The organism is Saccharopolyspora tripterygii, assembly GCF_054778355.1.
In genome coordinates, this window is sequence record NZ_BAAGZP010000018.1 from 21,730 (window position 1) to 39,184 (window position 17,455).

At 68.1% G+C, this 17,455-nt stretch carries 13 protein-coding genes; 4 read left to right on the forward strand and 9 right to left on the reverse strand.

Annotated elements, in window-relative coordinates; translation table 11 throughout:
- Positions 1-101: 101 nt before the first annotated feature.
- The gene (locus ACYVF3_RS13960) at positions 102-1,121 is read right to left on the reverse strand and encodes a LacI family DNA-binding transcriptional regulator (RefSeq protein WP_461154652.1); all 1,020 of its coding nucleotides are present in this window, start codon (positions 1,119-1,121) and stop codon (positions 102-104) included.
- Between the two features lie 143 nt (positions 1,122-1,264).
- Between ACYVF3_RS13960 and ACYVF3_RS13965 the strand changes: the two genes are divergently transcribed.
- Both ACYVF3_RS13965 and ACYVF3_RS13970 read left to right on the forward strand, forming a co-directional pair.
- Entirely contained in the window at positions 1,265-2,389 is a 1,125-nt protein-coding gene (locus ACYVF3_RS13965; protein WP_406689279.1) for a serine hydrolase domain-containing protein, read from the forward strand.
- A gap of 27 nt (positions 2,390-2,416) precedes the next feature.
- Entirely contained in the window at positions 2,417-3,388 is a 972-nt protein-coding gene (locus ACYVF3_RS13970) for an alpha/beta hydrolase (protein WP_406689278.1), read from the forward strand.
- Positions 3,389-3,458: 70 nt separating this feature from the next.
- Here the strand turns inward: ACYVF3_RS13970 and ACYVF3_RS13975 are convergent, their stop codons facing one another.
- On the reverse strand, positions 3,459-5,021 hold the full coding sequence (locus ACYVF3_RS13975; protein ID WP_461154653.1) for a serine hydrolase domain-containing protein: 1,563 nt from the start codon (positions 5,019-5,021) through the stop codon (positions 3,459-3,461).
- Between the two features lie 375 nt (positions 5,022-5,396).
- Between ACYVF3_RS13975 and ACYVF3_RS13980 the strand changes: the two genes are divergently transcribed.
- Together ACYVF3_RS13980 and ACYVF3_RS13985 are read left to right on the forward strand one after the other, a co-directional pair.
- Positions 5,397-6,692, forward strand: coding sequence for an MFS transporter (locus ACYVF3_RS13980; protein WP_406689276.1), 1,296 nt, complete (start codon positions 5,397-5,399; stop codon positions 6,690-6,692).
- A 243-nt stretch (positions 6,693-6,935) separates the two neighbouring features.
- Positions 6,936-8,117: an alpha/beta hydrolase gene (locus ACYVF3_RS13985; protein WP_461154654.1), complete on the forward strand. Its 1,182-nt coding sequence runs from the start codon at positions 6,936-6,938 to the stop codon at positions 8,115-8,117.
- A 364-nt stretch (positions 8,118-8,481) separates the two neighbouring features.
- Here ACYVF3_RS13985 and ACYVF3_RS13990 read toward each other — a convergent pair whose 3' ends face one another.
- The 7 genes from ACYVF3_RS13990 to ACYVF3_RS14020 all read right to left on the reverse strand — a co-directional run bounded on the left by ACYVF3_RS13990 (position 8,482) and on the right by ACYVF3_RS14020 (position 17,313).
- Positions 8,482-9,435, reverse strand: a complete 954-nt coding sequence (locus tag ACYVF3_RS13990) for a M23 family metallopeptidase (RefSeq protein WP_406689274.1) — start codon at positions 9,433-9,435, stop codon at positions 8,482-8,484.
- 7 nt (positions 9,436-9,442) lie between these two features.
- Positions 9,443-10,510 (reverse strand): replication-relaxation family protein, encoded by a 1,068-nt coding sequence (locus ACYVF3_RS13995; RefSeq protein WP_461154655.1) that lies wholly within the window; start codon positions 10,508-10,510, stop codon positions 9,443-9,445.
- A gap of 80 nt (positions 10,511-10,590) precedes the next feature.
- The gene (locus tag ACYVF3_RS14000; protein WP_406689272.1) at positions 10,591-13,074 is read right to left on the reverse strand and encodes a type IV secretory system conjugative DNA transfer family protein; all 2,484 of its coding nucleotides are present in this window, start codon (positions 13,072-13,074) and stop codon (positions 10,591-10,593) included.
- A gap of 47 nt (positions 13,075-13,121) precedes the next feature.
- Positions 13,122-13,940 carry a GP88 family protein gene (locus tag ACYVF3_RS14005; protein ID WP_406689271.1) on the reverse strand — a complete coding sequence of 273 codons (819 nt, stop codon included), beginning with the start codon at positions 13,938-13,940 and terminating at the stop codon, positions 13,122-13,124.
- Positions 13,941-14,028: 88 nt separating this feature from the next.
- Entirely contained in the window at positions 14,029-14,418 is a 390-nt protein-coding gene (locus ACYVF3_RS14010) for a hypothetical protein (RefSeq protein WP_406689270.1), read from the reverse strand.
- A 22-nt stretch (positions 14,419-14,440) separates the two neighbouring features.
- Positions 14,441-16,279 carry a VirB4 family type IV secretion system protein gene (locus ACYVF3_RS14015; RefSeq protein ID WP_461154656.1) on the reverse strand — a complete coding sequence of 613 codons (1,839 nt, stop codon included), beginning with the start codon at positions 16,277-16,279 and terminating at the stop codon, positions 14,441-14,443.
- Complete coding sequence (locus ACYVF3_RS14020) at positions 16,276-17,313, reverse strand: PrgI family protein (RefSeq protein WP_406689265.1); 1,038 nt, start codon at positions 17,311-17,313, stop codon at positions 16,276-16,278. Before ACYVF3_RS14020 ends, ACYVF3_RS14015 begins: the two co-directional genes overlap by 4 nt.
- Between the last annotated feature and the right edge of the window lie 142 nt (positions 17,314-17,455).

The window sequence follows — 17,455 nt, forward strand, 5'->3', positions numbered from 1 at the left end:
CCGACTGGATGGACGGTCGAGGAATCTGCCGTACTAAATCGGTTTATAAAGCATGGACAAGAGACGCCCGCCATGTCAAGCAGCAGTGGTTCGGCGGCCGATCAGGCCGATCGCTTGGTGGAACCCCGGACTTGCAGACGCATCGGCTCGAGATATTCCCCCGGCTCGACCTCGCTAAGCGCGAGCTCGACCGCGCGACGCCCCATCTCCTCGAACGGCAGCGCCACGGTCGTCAGACCGGGGCGCAGGAAGTTGACGATCTCGTCGTCGTCGAAGGAGACGATGGACACGTCGTCGGGAATGCTCACCCTCGCTTCCCGGAACGCTTCGTAGGCCCCTGCGGCGATGGCGTCGTTGAGCGCCACGACCGCATTCACAGGCGCCGAGCCGGCCAATGCCCGACCGGCGGCCTCATATCCGCTCTCGGCGTCCCAGGACATCGAATCGAGCTCCACGCGCACGACCTCGGCGCCGCCCTCCTGGAGGTTGCTGCAGAGGCTCTCGACGCGCCGACGGACCTGCACGGTCGCGCGGGCCCGGAGATCGGACTCCGCCGGGATCCCGAGCAGGTGCACCCGCCGATGCCCAAGATCGAGCAGGTGCCGCGCAGCCTGCCGAGCACCATCGGTCTCGTCGGGCAGGACGGCGGCGCAGTCCCCGTCCGGGCTGACGCCGTTGAGCAGCACGACCGGGACGGTCGGGCGGCGTTCCGGCAGGCTCGCGTGGCCGGTGACGGTGGCGATCACCAACGCGTCGACCCGCCGGTCGAGCAGTGCTTCGAGAGCCCGGTCCTGCTCGGCCGGCTCCCCTTCGGTCTCGGTGACGAACATCGTGTGGTCCCGCTCGCGCGCCGCACGCAGTGCGCCGCGGATCATCGGGCCCGCATACCGGGTCGAGGCGACTCGGTCCGAGACGAACCCGATCGTCAGCGACTTCTCCGTGCGCAGTCCTCGCGCCATGAGGTTCGGGCGGTAGCCGAGCTCCTCCGCCGCGGCGAAGACGCGACGATGCGCGTCCTCGCTCAGCCCTGTGCCCGCCCTGCCGTTCAGGATCAACGAGGCGGCAGTGACGGACAGGCCAGCACGAGACGCGACATCGGACAACGTGACCCTCGAGCTCATCGCACCATCTTCCCGCACGACCACCCCGTTCCGGCAGTCGCCCCGCTTGACACCCCAACACCCCGCAGGCAGAGTCGACAACAGCCTAAATGGATTTAGCCCACGGAGTCACCCGGGCCGACACAGACGGAGGAGCAGGGGCAGTGCAGATCGAGGGGTATGTGTCACCGGGTTTCGAGCCCGTCGCGGACGCCTTCGCGGAGAACTTCACCGTGCGCGGTGATCGGGGCGCGGCGTGCGCGGTGATGATCGACGGTGAGCTCGTCGTGGACATCCACGGCGGTGCGGCCACGGCGGGCAAGCCGTGGAACACCGCGACACGGAGCGTGGTGTTCTCCGTGAGCAAGGGCGTGACGACGATCTGCTTGCTCATGGCCGCCGAACGCGGGCTCGTCGACCTCGACGAGCCCGTCGCGACCTATTGGCCGGAGTTCGGCGCCCGCGGCAAGGACATGGTGACCGTGCGCGAGCTGCTCGCCCACCGCACCGGGCTGATCGCGCCGGAACACGACCACACCGCCGACGACGTCGAGAAGTGGTTCCCGGTCGTGGACGGGCTCGCCGCGCAGGATCCGATGTGGACGCCGGGCACGACCTTCGCCTACCACCCGCTCACGTTCGGGTGGCTCGCCGGCGAGGTGCTCCGCCGCGCGACGGGCAAGCGCCCAGCCGAATGGCTCGCGCAGGAGATCACCGGCCCGCTCGGACTGCGCACGACCTTCGGTACCGCCCCGAACGATCCGGATCTCGCCCCGATCCTTCCGCCCACCACCGCGGGCTACGGCATCCCCGGCTCCGTCGAAGAGCTCGGACTGCAGGAACGTTCGATGGGCATGGGCGGCGCGTTCTCCGGTGACCCGTTCCTGGCCTTCAACACCGAAACCTGCCTGCGCGCGGAAATTCCGGCCGCGAACCTAGTGACCAGCGCCCGGGATCTCGCCACCCTCTACTCCGCGACCGTCAGCGACGTCGACGGAGTTCGGCTGACCGGTTCGGAGATCATCGCGCGTGCCCGCGAACCGATCTCGTCCGGAGCCCCGTTCTTCGGCCCGGACCAGGGCAACGTGTGGGCGACCGGGTTCATGGTGCACTCCCGCCGCCGTGGGATGGCAGGCCCCGGGAGCTTCGGCCACGACGGTGCAGGTGGCCAACTCGCGTTCGCGCACCCGGATCTGCGGCTCGGCTTCGGCTACCAGACCGTCCAGGCCGGTGGCGACGACGACCTCCGCTCCGAGATCCTCTCCACCGCACTGCGCGCCTGCCTCTGACCACACAACACGATCACAGGAGTTCCCATGCCAGTCGACCCCGCCCTCACGCCGTTCCTGCCCTTCCCGAGCATGCCCGCCGAACTCGACATCGCCGCATTCCGCGCGCAGGACGAAGAAACCGGTCCGGCCCTCATGGAGCAGGTCGCCGAGGCCGGACCCGCGGTGGCCGAGCACCGCATCATCGAGATCCCCGTCACCGACGGCTCGATCGAGCTGGCGGTGTACCGCCCGGATGCCTCCGGCCCGCTGCCCGTGCACCTCTACTTCCACGGCGGCGGCTGGGTCGCAGGCTCCGCGCTGAGCCCCGCCACAGACGTCATCGCCCGGGAGCGCGCCGTCGGCGCCACCTGCGTCACGGTCGCGGTCAACTACCGCAAGGCGCCCGAGCACCCCTTCCCTGTCGCGCTGCACGACTGCCAGGCGGCGTTGAAGTGGGCGCTCGACCACGCCGCCGAGCTGAGCATCGATCCTCACGTCATCACGCTCGGCGGAGGCTCCGCCGGCGGCAACCTCGCCGCGGCCCTTGCGCTCAAGCTACGCGACGAGAACGGCCCGGCGATCGCCCTGCAACTGCTTGAGGTGCCCGCCCTCGACCTGACCATGAAGCTCCCGTCGCACTCCGACCCCGAGCTCCGGACCCGGTACGCCCTCAGCGGCGCCGACGCCGAGCGCATGGTCCCGATGTACCTCGGCGAGGACGGCGACCCTCGCGACCCGTACGCCTCGCCACTGCACGCCGCCGACGTGTCAGGCCTGGCACCGGCCTACATCATGTCCGCCGAGTTCGACCTGCTCTGCGACGACGGCGCGGCCTACGCGGAGAAGCTTCAGAATGCCGGGGTGCCCGCGCGCTTCTCGCTGCAAGCCGGGCACGTCCACGGCTCCTCGGCGTTCACCAAGGTCATGCCCAGCGCACGTGCCTGGCGGGAAGAAGCACTGCACGTACTCCGCCAGGCCAACACCCGAGCGCTGGCCTGGAGCAACCCGACGGACTGAAGCGCAAGCAACCCCCGGCTCCTGTGTGGTGGTGCCGCGTCCCCACGGCACCACCACACCAGAACTGCCTTCAACGAATCACGATCCGCCGCACGTTGGTGACGGTGCCGCTCTCGGTGGCGTCCCGGTTGACCGCCCGGAGCAGCACGTCGATCCGACCGCCGCGGCGCCACGCGTCCCGGGCCGCCGCGGTCAACGGCAACCGCATCTCCAATCGCTCCCCCGCCAACATCTGATAGTCGCGAGTTTCCGACGTGGCGTCGCTGCCCAACGTTCCGCTGCACGTGGTCAGCGGGCCGAGATGACGTGGCGGGCAGCTAATCGGAACCAGCAGCTGTCCTTCCACGACCGTCAGGCGTTCACCGATGAGGGTGGCGCGTGCGCGGGCCGGACCCACCGGCGGCAGCTCGGGCTGGACCACGCCGCCCGCGGTGAAGAACGGATCCTCGGTCCCGCCGCCGTACCTGCGGTGCTCGACATCCTCTCCAGGCGGGACGTGTGGTGTGGGCACGGGCTCCTCGAGAGCACCGAGCACCATGTCGTGAAACTTCCGGCGTGACTCCCCCGATGTCGGTTGGGATGTCGCGTCGTCGACGCCAGTGCGGACCGTCATGATGCCCTGGCTCGGGAAGACGTCGACGAGCTGACCACCTGCACCGTTGAACTCCCACATGTCCGGTGGCAGCCCCAGGAACGGTTGTTCCGCCCCGTTGCACTCCGCGACCGCGTGGCGCCAGATAAGATCCGCGTAGCAGGGATACGGTTCCGTCGGGCGCACGGCGTCCTGAACGTATTCGCGCGAGAGCAGGCGTTGACCGTTCCACACGCCGTCGCGGCGCAGCAGCTCCCCGATGCGGGCGTAGTCGTCGGCACGCATGAACATGCCGTAGTAGCCCGCTGTGTGGCCCTCGGCGTCGCGCACCCAGCTCCACCGTTCCCGCGGAATGCCGATGGGACCGAGCAGTTCGGCCTGCGCGTAGTCCTGGAAGTCGCGGCCGGAGGCGCGGGTGACGGAGTCGGCGAGCAGCGAGACACCGCTCTGCCAGTAGTTGTAGTACTCCCCCGGCCGGTGGATCAACGGCACGGTGAGGGCGTCACGCACGCGGTCGGGCATGGCGAGGTTGAAGTCGCGGCTCAGGGTCTGCTCGTTCCCCGATGTCATGGTGGCCAGATTGCGCATGTCGAGACGCCCGTGCGCCGCGTCGGCCTCGGGATATAGCGAGCCCACAGGGTCGGAGGGCGACATAAGCCCCTGTGTCCAGGCGCGGCCGAAGACCATCGACGTTACCGACTTGGCCACCGAGAAGGACTGCGTCGGCACTGCCCGGCTCTCCGGGTTGACCGCGTCCTCGGCGACCAGGCATCCGTTCCGGTAGATGCGCACGGCCCCGGACCCGGCGGCCTGCGCGAACGCGACGGCTTCCCGCAGCTTCCCGGCGTCGAAGCCCGCCTCCTCGGGCGTGGCCCGTTGCCAGATCGCGCCCGGTTCACTGCATTGCTCGGGCTCCTGCGGCTCGCCGGATCGGGAATCCGAAGCGGGCCGCACGCCCGCCTCGAACGCGGTCCCCTGAGTGCTGCCCAGGACCACCAACAGTGCTGCGGCGACCGCAGCCCCTCTGACGGGAATTCTCATGCCGGACCTCCTGCCCAGTGGATGGCATTGGACGCGCACGGGCCAGGGCACGAGAAGGCGCGGGAGTACCTCGGGGGCGCCGTCGGCCAGTGCTTCGCGGGATGACCGCGGTTGAAGGACTTGGAACCGGGATCGACGCGGGAGAGCAACGCTGGAGCGTTGTGTCGATCAGGGATGCAGAACGTGAGCTACATCCTTTTAGCACGGGCTTTCCGGCAGTAGCAAGACTTCGCCGCTAACGCCCGAGAGGCCCGAACCCAGCCGCGGACAAGGCCTGACAGGGGCCGTCCGAGTAGCTCAAGCTTCCCTGCTAAATCCATTTAGCCACATTTGGATCCGCCCTGCCTCTTCCCGACCGGGCTCAAAGGAGAACCCATGTCATCAGCAGGAACCCCGGCGCGTCGCCCGAACCAGTGGAGAGTGGGCACCGTCTCGGGGATGGCCTCCTACATCGACGGCGCCGCGCTCGCGGCATACGCCACGGCCATCGTGCTCTACCAGCAACCTCTCGGCCTCACCGGCACAGACATCGGCGTGCTCTCGGCCATCCTCACGCTCGGCGTCGCGATCGGTGCGGCCGTCGGCGGGCGCCTGGGTGATGCGCTCGGTCGGCGATCCGTCTTCCTCGTCACGATGGTTCTCATCGTGCTCAGCTCGGGCGCCCTCGTGTTCGGTACCGCGTTCCCGCTGCTCGTAGTGGCTACCGCCGCACTCGGCTTCGCGGTCGGAGCGGATCTGCCCGTGTCGATCGCGACGATCGCCGAGGCCGCGACCGAGGAGAACCGCGGCAAGCTCGTCAGCTTCTCCCAAACGCTCTGGTTCGCCGGTCAGCTCATCAGCATTCTGCTGTCGGCCCTCGTGGGCGGTCTGGGGCGGTTCGGCGGCCAGATCCTCTTCGCGCACGTCGGCATCGCCGCCCTGATCATCCTCATCCTCCGGCTGAGCCTGCCCGAATCGCAGGAGTGGCTCGCCGCGCGGGACGAGCGCCGCTCCGGGGCCACCACGCTTCGCGCGCAACGGGTCGGGATCGCCGACGTGCTCAAGGACCGGGTGCTGCTTGTGCCGTTCCTCGCGCTGATGGTGTTCTACACGGCGATCACCGTCGGCGGGAACACCTTCGGCCAGTTCAGCTCCTACATCGCGATCAACGTCGCGCACACGTCGGTGCAAGCTTTGTCGACGGCCAACCTCATCGTCGGACTTCCGCTGGGACTCGTCTGCGCGCTGGTGTTCATGCGCGTCGCCGACACGCGGTTCCGGATGAAGGCCTACCTCATCGGGTTCGTTGCCTGGATCTCCGCGTACTCAGTTCCGATCGCGTTCGGCTTCTCGTTGCCGACGCTGACCATCACCATCGCCTTCGGCACGATCGCGGGCGGGCTCGCCGGTGAGGCCATCATGCGCGTGTGGTCGCAAGAGACGTTCCCGACCCTGGTACGCGCGAGCGTACAGGGCGCGGTGCTCGCGATCGCCCGCATCGCCTCGGCCGGCGTCGCCCTCGTCGCACCGCAGTTGCTCACCGCGCCCAGGCTCTTCTTCCTCTCCCTCGCCGCGACCGCCGCGATCGGGCTGGTCGTGGGATGGATCGCATTCCACAAGGGACGGATCAACGCGTTCAAGGTGGAGGCCCAGGACGTCTCAGTGGCCGAATTCGACCACGAACGCAGCTGACCCTACCTCGACCCCGCTCATGACTTGATCTTCCGAAGGACGTCCATGAGTTTCCCAATATTTTCAAGGCGACCGCACGCTCGCGCCGCCCTGGTTCCCCTTCTCCTCGCCGTTCTCGCAGGCTCCGCGTCGCCTGAACCCGCGGCGGCTGACGACTCACTCGCCGCGCCCGGCACCGTTCCGGCTGCAGGCGCGTCGATCACCGACGAGAAGTGGCTCACCACGCGCACTCTCGAGCTGACCGTGTCCACCTCGACGTTCACCTCGCCGACGAAGGTGGAGGTGATGTTCCCGACCGGGTACTCGGACGAACAAGCGCGCCGGTGGCCCGCCACCTACTACCTGAACGGAACCAACGGCGACCAGACCTGGTTCCGCACCGTCTACGACGGTGAGGCCAAGACGGCCTCCTATCCCTCTCTCATCGTCGCTCCTGCCGGCCACGCTGGGTACTGGAGCGACTGGTACAACAACGGCAACGGGGGGCCACCGGAGTACGAGACCTTCGTGATCCGGCAGCTGATCCCGCTGATCGACGCGAACTTCCGCACCAGCTCCGGTCGCGCCCACCGTGGCGTCCTCGGCGAGTCGATGGGCGGATACGGCACCCTCATGCTCGCAGCACGCCATCCGGATCTCTTCGCCGCCGCGTCGAGCCTCTCGGGAGCCGTGGACACCAACTTCGCTCCGGGCACGGCCGCACTCACCGCCAGCCCCGCGTTCGACCTCTCCCCACCCGACTCCATCTACGGACCCCGAGCCACCGAAGAGGTCCGCTGGCGCGGTCACAACCCGACCGACCTCGCGGCCAACCTCCGGCCCGTCGACCTCCAGCTCTACACCGGCAACGGCGTGCCCGATTCCCGCGAGATCGGCGACGTTCCCGCCTTGTGCGCGGTGGAGTCCGGAATCATCGAGCCGGAAACAAGAAACCTCCACAACGCCCTCGTCGGTCTCGGCATCACCCACGAGCTCAAGACCTACAATTGGGGCTGCCACACGCCGTCACAGATCCGACAAGAGATCACCGACAGCCTGCCCCGCTTCGCCGACCTCTTCGCCCGTCCGGATGCCGCACCGGCGAGTTTCGACTACAGCTCCATCGAACCGCATTTCGAGGTCTTCGGCTGGTCGATGCAGGCCGATCCGAACCGCGCTCTGGAGTTCCTACACCTGCACGACGTCAGCGAAACCGGATTACGGATCACCGGGAGCGGTACTACCACCGTCGCCACACCGCCGCTGTTCCAGGGATTCGCGACCGTAACCGTGACCGTCGACGGGGTTGCGACCACAGTACGGCCTGACCAGACCGGCCGGATCAGTTTCACCGCCGATTTAGGCCCGGCGAACCGGCAACAGCAGTACACCGCCAGCAGCGACAACGACTTCCACACCGCCGCCATAACGTTCACCCGGGAGTAGGGCTGCGGGCGCACTTCCGCGAATCAGCGCGGAAACGTCATGACCTGTGGCCTCTGCCAGCTGCTTCCGAGGCGTTCTGCCCCTTCCCGCCCCTCGTTCCTCCTGCGGGTGCCGCTTTGGGAGCAGGTCAAGTCCCTGTCAGTGCATCAATGAGGAGACCGACGAGCCGTTGGGCCTGTTCTCTGGTGCTGTGTGCGCGTACTGACGACACCACCGACGAGGAGCCGGACATCATCGGGGGCAACACCGGTTCGCAGGCTGCCGTCCCGGGCGCCGGCTCGAGGAGCGTGGCGACAACGCCGGGCAGCAGCGTGCGGTCCTGAGCGTACGGTCAGCCAGTCATGCCACCAATCCGTAATCCCCGTCATTGGCACAGCGGTGTTCCTTGTTGCTGTTCATAGAACGCAACGGGGTCCGAAGCGCTGCTGCCAACATCGACCTGGAAGTGCAGGTGCGGCCCGGTCGACTCACCCCGGTTGCCGACCTCGGCGATCGCCTGGCCCGCGTGGATTTCCTGGCCTGTCTGGACGAGGTTCCGGTTGTTGTGCCCGTAGGTGGTGATCACGTTGTTCGCGTGCCGGATGCGTATCCAGAGCCCGTAGCCGGTGGCTGGTCCGGAGTCGATGACGTTGCCGCCTGAGGCGGCAACGATCGGAGTCCCGATAGGTGCAGCGATGTCCTGCCCCCGGTGGAATTCCCCGTCGCGTGGCCCGAACCCCGAACTACATCTCCCACTCACTGGCACGGCCCACCTCTGCTGAGACGTGCTTTGTTCCGCGGCGTTGTAGACATCTGCTTGGTTGAGGACCTTACGTACGTACCAGTGGGCGTGGTTGTAGGTGAAGATCGCGCCGTAGAGGTCGCGGCCGTCGCGTGCTCCGGATTCGCAGAGGTATGCGGCGGCGGTGTAGATCGCGTCGTGCGGGTTGTACCGCGAGGGTGGTGTGCTGCCGCCGGGCGGGGGCGGGTGTTCCGCGATGACGGAGTCGAAGGTGGGTTGGAGGAACTGCATCGGTCCGCCTGCGTGGGCGAAGTTTTCTCCGCTGTGGACCCCGTCGTCGTTGAGGCGTCCGTGGTCGGTCTCGACCTTGCCAATGGCGGCGAGGGTGCTCCAGTCCAGCCCGGGACAGGTCGGTGCAGCTTGTTGGTAGAGCGTGAGGTAGTTGCCGGGGATGTCGGCAAGTGCGGCAGGGCTGGGTTGGCTGGCTGCGTAGCCGCCTCCGCCGAGAACGGCGGAGACGACTCCGGAGGCTGCAGCCGCGATGATCACGGTTAGGGCAACGAGTGCGCCGATCGCAGTGGCCGCAATTTTGGCCATGCAGGGATCACCTCGGGTTCCAGGTCAGCTCGCTGGGTTGCCAGGGCGGAGTCGGCGTGGGCGGGCTCAAGCGCGGAACGGGGCTGGGTTCGGTGCCGCTGGTGTCCGCGGAGCTGGTCGGTGCTTCCAGGTGGGGCCAGGCCGAGAGCAGGCTGATCAGGCGGTGGCGGCCGCCGTCGGCGTGGTGCAAGGGAAGCCATATGTCGTGGGCAGGGCTTCCTGCCGTGCGGAGGTGTTCGGCGGTGGTGGTGGCAATCGGTAGTGCTTGCCGCTGCGGATCAGTGCGTAGGTGCTCAACGAGTTGTCGTCGGGCGTGCGCTTCCCGGGCTGCGGTGGCGAAGACCGCGAGCAGCGGGGTGACGATATTGGTCGCGGCGGCGAGACTGGTGTAGCCGGGCAGTTTCGAGACGAACCGGCTGAGTTGGTAGCTGCCGGTGTCCCATTCGAGGAACCATTCGATCTCCCGCCCGGCTTCGTGCCAGCGTCCGTATCCGTCGGGGCGGACGTGGTCACCGAAGTGCCGGCCACAGCGGGCTTCGGACCACCATGCGGTCACGGTCTGGTCCTGGGTGGTGTTGGTGAGCGCGTCGGCCAGCAGGGTGGTGAAGAAGTTGTTGACGCCCATGAGATGGGCCAGCCGCAAGCTGTAGGCGATGCCCACCGATCGTTCTGGCCGGAACTTCAGGTCCTTGGGGTCGAGCCCGTCTTCGTGGGCCAGTAGGTGGGCGCCGGTGGTGTCCAGGACGTAGTACATGGGGGCTCGGCCGCGGCCAATGTAGGGCTGGAAGCGGTCCAGCACCCGCCAGGTGTGGAGCTTTTGCAGCCGGTGGTTCGCTGAGCGGCGGGAGCCGAAGGCGATCGCCGCGATCTGTGGAGAGGTGAGCACCCGGTGCTCGGCCACCATGCGGGCCAGCCATCGGTCACGGGTGGTGAGGTGTGCAGCGACATTGGTTTGATGCTCGGCAGAGGCGGCGAGGCGCAGGCTCGGCCGCTGCGGTATCGGAGCGCGCAGGTCGCGTTGCTGGTGCTGGTGCTGGTGCTGGTGCTGGTGCTGGTGCTGGTGCTGGTCGAACACAATCGTTCCCCCTTGGGCGGGTGCAGACATAAGGGAGGGCGGTTCTCTCTGTTGGGAGGACCGCCCTGCGGCGTGCGAGGTCATGCGCGGCGTGGGTCTGTGCCGGTGGTTGCTGACTGGTCGCCGGCGTCCACGGTTCGGGAGGCTAATGGGCGGGTGTGGGCCGCGGCGGCTATGCGCACGGCCTTGGAGCGCCCGGGAATGGCTGGCGGCAGCGGTTGGGTCGTCACGGTGAACGGCTGGGTTTCCTCGCCGCCGACGACCAGTCGCGCGGCTGCGTGGTACACCCCCAGGTGCGCGAGGTCGTGCTCGGATACTCGCGGTGCGGTGTGGCGAGCGAGTTCGCGTGCGTCCTCGGGCGAGGCGTTAAAAACGATCTTGCTGCGGGCGTTGGTGGAGATGCCTTCCTTGAGGTCCTTGGGAAGTTGACCCAGGTGCTGATGGGCCAGCGTCATGCTCAGCCGGTAGCCGCGGGCTTCGGCGAGCATGTCCTCCATCGCATACGGCAGGTTGAGGAAGTTGTGCGCCTCGTCGACATACAGTCCGGCGTCGCGGCGTTCGCGCTGGGCCAGTGCTGCGCGGGCGGTCGTGGCTTGCCAGACTCGCGCCACGATCAGCGATCCCAGCAGCCGCGTGGTGTCCTCACCAAGACGTCCCTTGGGGATACGCACCAGACAAAGTCCACCATCCAACGCTTCGCCCAAATCCACTGTGGATGGTCCTGCGGCGACAGCCTTGACCACGAATGACCGCAACAAGAAGGCGCGGAGCTTGTTCAGCAGGGGCGCGGTCGCTTGGGCGCGAGCCGCATCCGACAGTTGGTCGTACCAGTCCCAGAACCCTCGCAGCGTCGGGTCGTCGGACACCCGATCCCGGTGCCGCGCCCGCGTGGCCGGGTCGGTGAGCAGTTGCGGCAAGGTGGCCAGCGTGGGCGTGTCTGAGGCGGCCCGCAGGGTTAGGCACCCGGCGCGGAGGATGTCCTCGGTGCGCGGCCCCCAGGCCGAGGCGAACACTCGGGAGAACACGGACACGAGGTGGTCGATTGCCGATTCCTTCGGCCCTTCCAGGGGGTTCAGGCACGGGGTCGGTCCGCGGGAGTCGGCGTCGAAGAGCACGACCTTGTCTGCGGCGTGTGCGGGGAGCCGCTGCAGGACGTCGGTGATCAGGTCGCCCTTGGGGTCGATGACCACCGCCCCGCGCCCGTACTCGGCGTCGGCGAGGATCATCCGCGCCAACATCGTCGACTTCCCCGATCCCGTGGCCCCGAGGACATGTAGGTGGTGCCGCGCGTCGGAGACCTGCAGCCCCACCGGGCGGGCGTGGCCGGTGTCGGAGATCCCGACCGGGCGGATCAGCTCGCCCTCGGTCGGCGTGTTCGGCGGGGGCGGTACCGCCCGCGCTCCGGCGCGGGCCAAGCCCGGCAGCGCCTCGTCGGTGGGCAAGTGGGCCACGGCCGCCAGCTCCGGTACCGACAGCAGGTCACCCCGCCGCAGGCGCCGACGCGCCAGGCTGCGCACGGGGTCGCGCAACCGTCGACGGCGGTAATGGTTGTGTTCAGTGAACCCGGAGAACGCGCTCGCGATGGCGTGGGCGCGGCCCCGGACCTGCTCACACACCCGCGCGACCTGCTCCCCGGGGGTGTCGATCGGCACCGTCGTGGCCACCGCGTAGCGGATCAGCGTTTCCCACTGCGCCCCACGCTGCTTGGCCACGATGGCGCGGTTCTGCGCCTGGAACTCCAACGAAGTCTGCGGGTCCAGCTTCGGCTGGCCGTTGGACGGCTTCGTGCCCGAGGGGCCCGGCGTGAGCAGGTCGAGCAACCGGCCTACCAGGTGCGTTGACCGCCCGGCGTTGAGATGGCGGGCCGACCGCCGAGCCTGCTTCACCCGACGACCGGTGACCGGACGCGTCAGGACCTGCACACACGCGGTGTCGTGCACACCGAGCCCCACAGGAGCGCCCAACAGGGCACGAATGGGGTCCGCGTCAAAGTCGGAGCGGATCGGCAACGCTTCCGACCGCGCCAGGAGCAGCGTGCCGGCGGTGACCAGTTGCCGGCGCCCCTCGATGGGTGTCGTGGGCACTGGCGGGCCGGTCTCGTGGGTGCGGGTGTGTGCTCCGGGCCAGGCGGCTTCGACAGCGCGCTCCACCATGCCCGGAGGCACCGCGCCCGGCACCCACAGCCGGATCTGCACTCCGTCGTGCCCAAACACGTACTCCCAGGCCAGATGCGGTTGCCCGGTGGTCGCCCGTTGCACCATCGGCCGCACGAGCCCGACCAGGTTCGACCACATCGCCTCAGCCCCGTCCGGGTCGACCGTTGGAGGAGCCAAGATGGTGATCATCCGAGACCGCTCGTGCAGCGCATCCTGGCAACGCAGGAACCACCACCGCCGCAGCAAACCCAGCCCGGTCGCCACAAGCACGATCGCGGGGACCGCGATCAACCCCCAGGCCTGCAGCCACGACCACACCTGGTCCAGCACCGCCTGAATCACGCCCCACGGATCAGTCAGCAACCTCCCCAGCGGGCTGTCTATGACGGACGGAATTGCGAGATCCATGAGCGGAAAGCTCCCTACTGTCACAAGAGAGGTCGGATTTGGCGCGATCAAGCGGCCTGCTCGTCTGAATCCGGCCCGATGCGGCGGCGAGACGACGGAGCACTGGTGATCGAGCAAACCGTTGCGCGAGCTCGCCTGCGTCGGTGCGCGTCGACTTCAGCCTGCCACTCCGAAAACCGACGCCCCGCTAGCTTTTTCATAAAGTGCGGGATGTTGTTTGCGGAGACACCCACCAGGCGGGGACCGAGCACCGCGAGTAAGTCCGAGGCTTCCTGAGAGGACCACCCCGCCTCGTCGATGGCGTCCTCATCCGGGAAGACATCGGCCACGCGATCCACCGCGGGGTCCAGCAGCGCGTCCTGCATCCCGCCGTAGCTGTAGACCCACAGGAAGTTCTCCGGCCGGTCCGGCTCCACCACCGTTTTGAACCGCCGAACTTCCTTGGTGTAGGCGTAGAAATTGGTGTCCGGACGCGCTCGCATGATGCGAAGCCAAGACTCCAGGTAGGGCGTGCTGAAGAAGTCGCCGCTGTCGTGGATTCTGACCCAGCTGCCGCGGAATTTCGGTGCGGCCAGCTCGGTGAGCATGGCCTGTTTCCATCCGGCCAGGTCGTCAAGCACGAACCGCAGGTTCGACTCGTGCTTGGCCCGCACCGCAGGCCAGGTGTAGGTGCCGTGGCGGGCGTAACAGACCTGCCGGCAGATGCCCGCCGAGGGACAGGTGTTGTAGGTGCGTCCGTCAGGAAGTCGTCCGGCCCAAGCGGGCAAGGACCAGTTGTGCACGCCGATGGCACGCATTTCCCGGTTCTGAGTCAGCAGCCGGCGCGGGCGCCCGGCGGATGAAGGCACGTGTTCAGATGAAGACATGCGCGTCCTCCACAGGAATAGGAAGAAATTCAAAAACAAGACAAAAGGTCCACAGTGGATCTGTTAAGCGAGGAAGGGAGCTTCGCTCCTACGCTGGATCGTCGTCGCAGCGAGACTGGAATGGGGCGTCGGTCTGGACGTTGTCCGAACGTCGGTGCCGGTGGCGTCGGCGGTAGCAGTCGAGGTTGACGACCTTGGTGTGGGCACCGTCATCGTCGACGGTCACGAGCTGGGCGCACTCGACGCCCTTCCGGCGGCGGACGTACCGCACGCACACGTGGACCAGTGCACGCACGCCGAAGACGGCCACGGCGCCGATGAGGTATCCGGAAATCACGACCACTGCGCAGGCAATCCAGATCACCGCCATCACTCCGGCCGCCAGCGCGAAGACGGAGAGGAAGTCGTGGACGACAATGCCCAGGAACGAACCGACTGCGTCCTGGTCGAGGACCGCGGTGGCAAGCTGTGAGAACACGGGAGATTCCTCCTAGTTCGCCTCAGTCGTCGAGAAGAAGATCTTGAGAACTGCCGATCTCGGCGAATTCACCTGTCTCGTCGGTGGATTCGGACAGCGATGCCAGTTCGGCAGGGTCTGTTGTGATCAATTCGTGCTCGCCGTCGGAGGCGATGGCCTGCAGGGCGACCCGCTGAGTCCCCGTCGACAACAAGCCCTGACCGGTACCGGCTGAAAGCAGGAATTGCCGTTCGCCTTCGGACAAAGCGAAGGTGCGGACGATGTCGTCGATGGCTTGGGGTGCTTGGCGAAGCAGGATCTGGGTGGCGGCGTTGGCGATGACGGCTTTGCCGAGATCCGTGCCGAAAACATCCCCGACGTCTTGGGTCGCGACTGTCAAACCCGCCCAGTGTTTGCGGGCGGATTTGGCCATGCGCCACAGAAACTCGGCCCCCGCCTGCTGCTGCATGAGCAACCAGGCCTCGTCGACCACACACAGCCTCGGGCGGCGAGTGGAGGGGTTGGACACCCGCCGCCACACCGTGTCCAGGGTGAGCAGGGTGCCGGCGGGTTTGAGTTCGTCGGGCAGGTTCCGCAGGGAGAACACGAGTAGGTGGCCCTCCGGCGGCGCCGTCGTGGGGCCATCGAACAGCCCGCGGAACGCGCCGTCGGTGAACGGCTGCAACCGGCTGGCTAACTCGCTGGCGGTGTCGCCGCCGAGGCGGGCGAGGACGACGCGGAGGTCGCATAGCAGCGGTGCGGGCCGGGTCCAGGTGCGGGCGTCGCCGGTGATCCCTGCCAGCTGGTAGGTCGCGGTTACCCCCTGGTCCAGCACGGCCCGTTCGTCCGCGGTCAACGCCTGTCCGAACAGCACAGCCAGCAGGGTGTGGATGAACAGGCTGCGGCGGGTGACCACATCGGCAGGCGCGGAGCGGCGCCCATCCGGGCGGACGTGAATCGGGAGATCGAGCGGGTTGAGGTGAATGCCCTCGGCGCCCAATGGGAAGTAGGTGCCGCCGACGGCGGCGGCCAGGCGGGCGTACTCGTCTTCCGGATCGATGATCGCGATCTCCACGTCCCGGTACAGCGACCGGAGCGCTTCGAGCTTGACCAAGTAGCTCTTGCCCGCTCCGGAACGGCCGAGGATGACCGAGTTGTAGTTCTCGCAGGCGAACCGGTCCCAGTGCACCAGCCCCTGGGAGCCGAGGTTCCAGCCGTAGAGCACCCCGGCCGCGGTTGACGCGGAGGTGGCATCCGGCGGAGGCAAATCCGGCGAGGTGAACGGGAACGCAGCACTCAACGCCGCGGTGTCGAAAGTGCGGGTCATGCCGATCTGGTCCAGGCCCATCGGCAAGGCCGTGATCCACCCCTGCAAGGACCGGTAGGTGGTGGGTTTGGCGTCCATGAGCAGCGAGGCGGTCAGCGCGCGCAGTGCGCCGATCTCCTCGACGAGTTCCTGCTCCGAGGACGCGTGCACTGTCAGGTACAGCCCGAGGCGGAACAGGCGGCCTTCGCCGCGGGCGAGTCGGTCGGAGAGGTCGTAGGCGTCCTCGGTGGCCGCCTCCACCTCCGGGTCCTGCAGACGCCCGTGTGCGGCGGAGTGCCTGCGGCCGGATTCGAGCTTGCCGAGCTGCTTGCGCAATCGGTCGGCCGCGATGCGCGGGTCGATCGGCTCGATGTGCAGCGACACGTCCAACCGGCCCGGGTAGGTCAGCAACGGTTGCAGCCACCCGGGGTGCACTTCGCGCGGGTAGCCGGTGACCGCGAACGAGGCGACCCAGTCCTCACCGATCTGCAGATGCCGCGGGTGCACCTCGATGGCGTCCGGCGCGAAGGCACTCGTCGCCGTGGGTGGCTGGCGACGCTTCTTGGTGGTGATCACGAGAAGTCCTCCTCGGTATCGAGCTCCCAGTCCGAGCCGATAGGGGTGGTGATGACCTCGCCGGCGCCCGCCATCTCCGCCGACGGCGGTAGCGGGCTGTCGGGGTTGGTGGCGGTGGACAGCACCGCCGTGGCTTGTGCGGCATCCAGCGGGGTCACGCTGATGCCCGCGGGCGAGAGCAGTTCGGTGGCCTCGCTCATCCGCCGCAGCAGCCGGGAAGCCGCCGCCTTGTGTGCTCCGTCCGACGGCTGGCCTCCGCCGCGTGCGCGACCGACGCGGCGGCGCTGGGTCAGCGAGTCCTGCGGGGTGGTGCGCACCGGTTCGCGGGCCACCAGCAGGATCTGCCGCCTTAGCAGGTCGGCCTGCTGCCCGAGCTGGGCCAGGTAGTCGGCGTGATCGAGCGCTGCGGACTCCAGCGCCGGGTGCGGCAACCCCGCCGCACGCTCGCGCAGCTCCGCGATCTGGCCGGAGAGGTCCAGTCGTTGGGCGCGGATGAGGATCTGAACGCTCGCGCCGAGGCTGTGCAGGTACCGGCCGAACGCTGCGGTCAGCGCTTCCTGCTCAGCCAGAGTGCGCAGCGCGAAGTTCACCGTCGAACACGCCGCGACCAGAGCCACGCCGTCGTCGCCGAGATCGACGATTCCCGCTTCGGCGACCCCGTGGGCGGGCAGGTCGAGCCCGCCCGCGGCGACGGCTTCGTGTCCGTGGGCTACCCCAGATAGCCATTCCGGCACCTCGGCGGGCGCCTGCCCGGCCGCGACCCGGCGCCGCGGTTGTAGCCGCTGCCGAACGGCGGCCAGCAACAGGCGGTCCAGGGTCACTCCGTCTCGGCGGACCACGACCAGCGCGGTCACCGCGACCCCGATCGGGACTGCGATGGCAAGGTAGGCGATCACTGGGATCATGGCGCGGGTGGCTTGCCAGCCGCCGTAGAGCACCAGGCCCGTCACTGCCATCACCGCGACCTGCCGCGCGGTGAAGCCGGCCAGAATCCGGTCCTCCCGGTCGACGTCGGCGGGAATCCGCACGCTCATCGGTGGTCACCTCCTTTCCTCCTAGTGCTGGGCCGGGGCGGGTGGAGCTTCGGAAGGTTCAGCGGCAACTCCTGCTGACGCGGCCCCGGCCGCTGCGGTTCAGGCGGCGGTGTCTGGGGCTGGCTGCGGGCTGGTTTCCGCG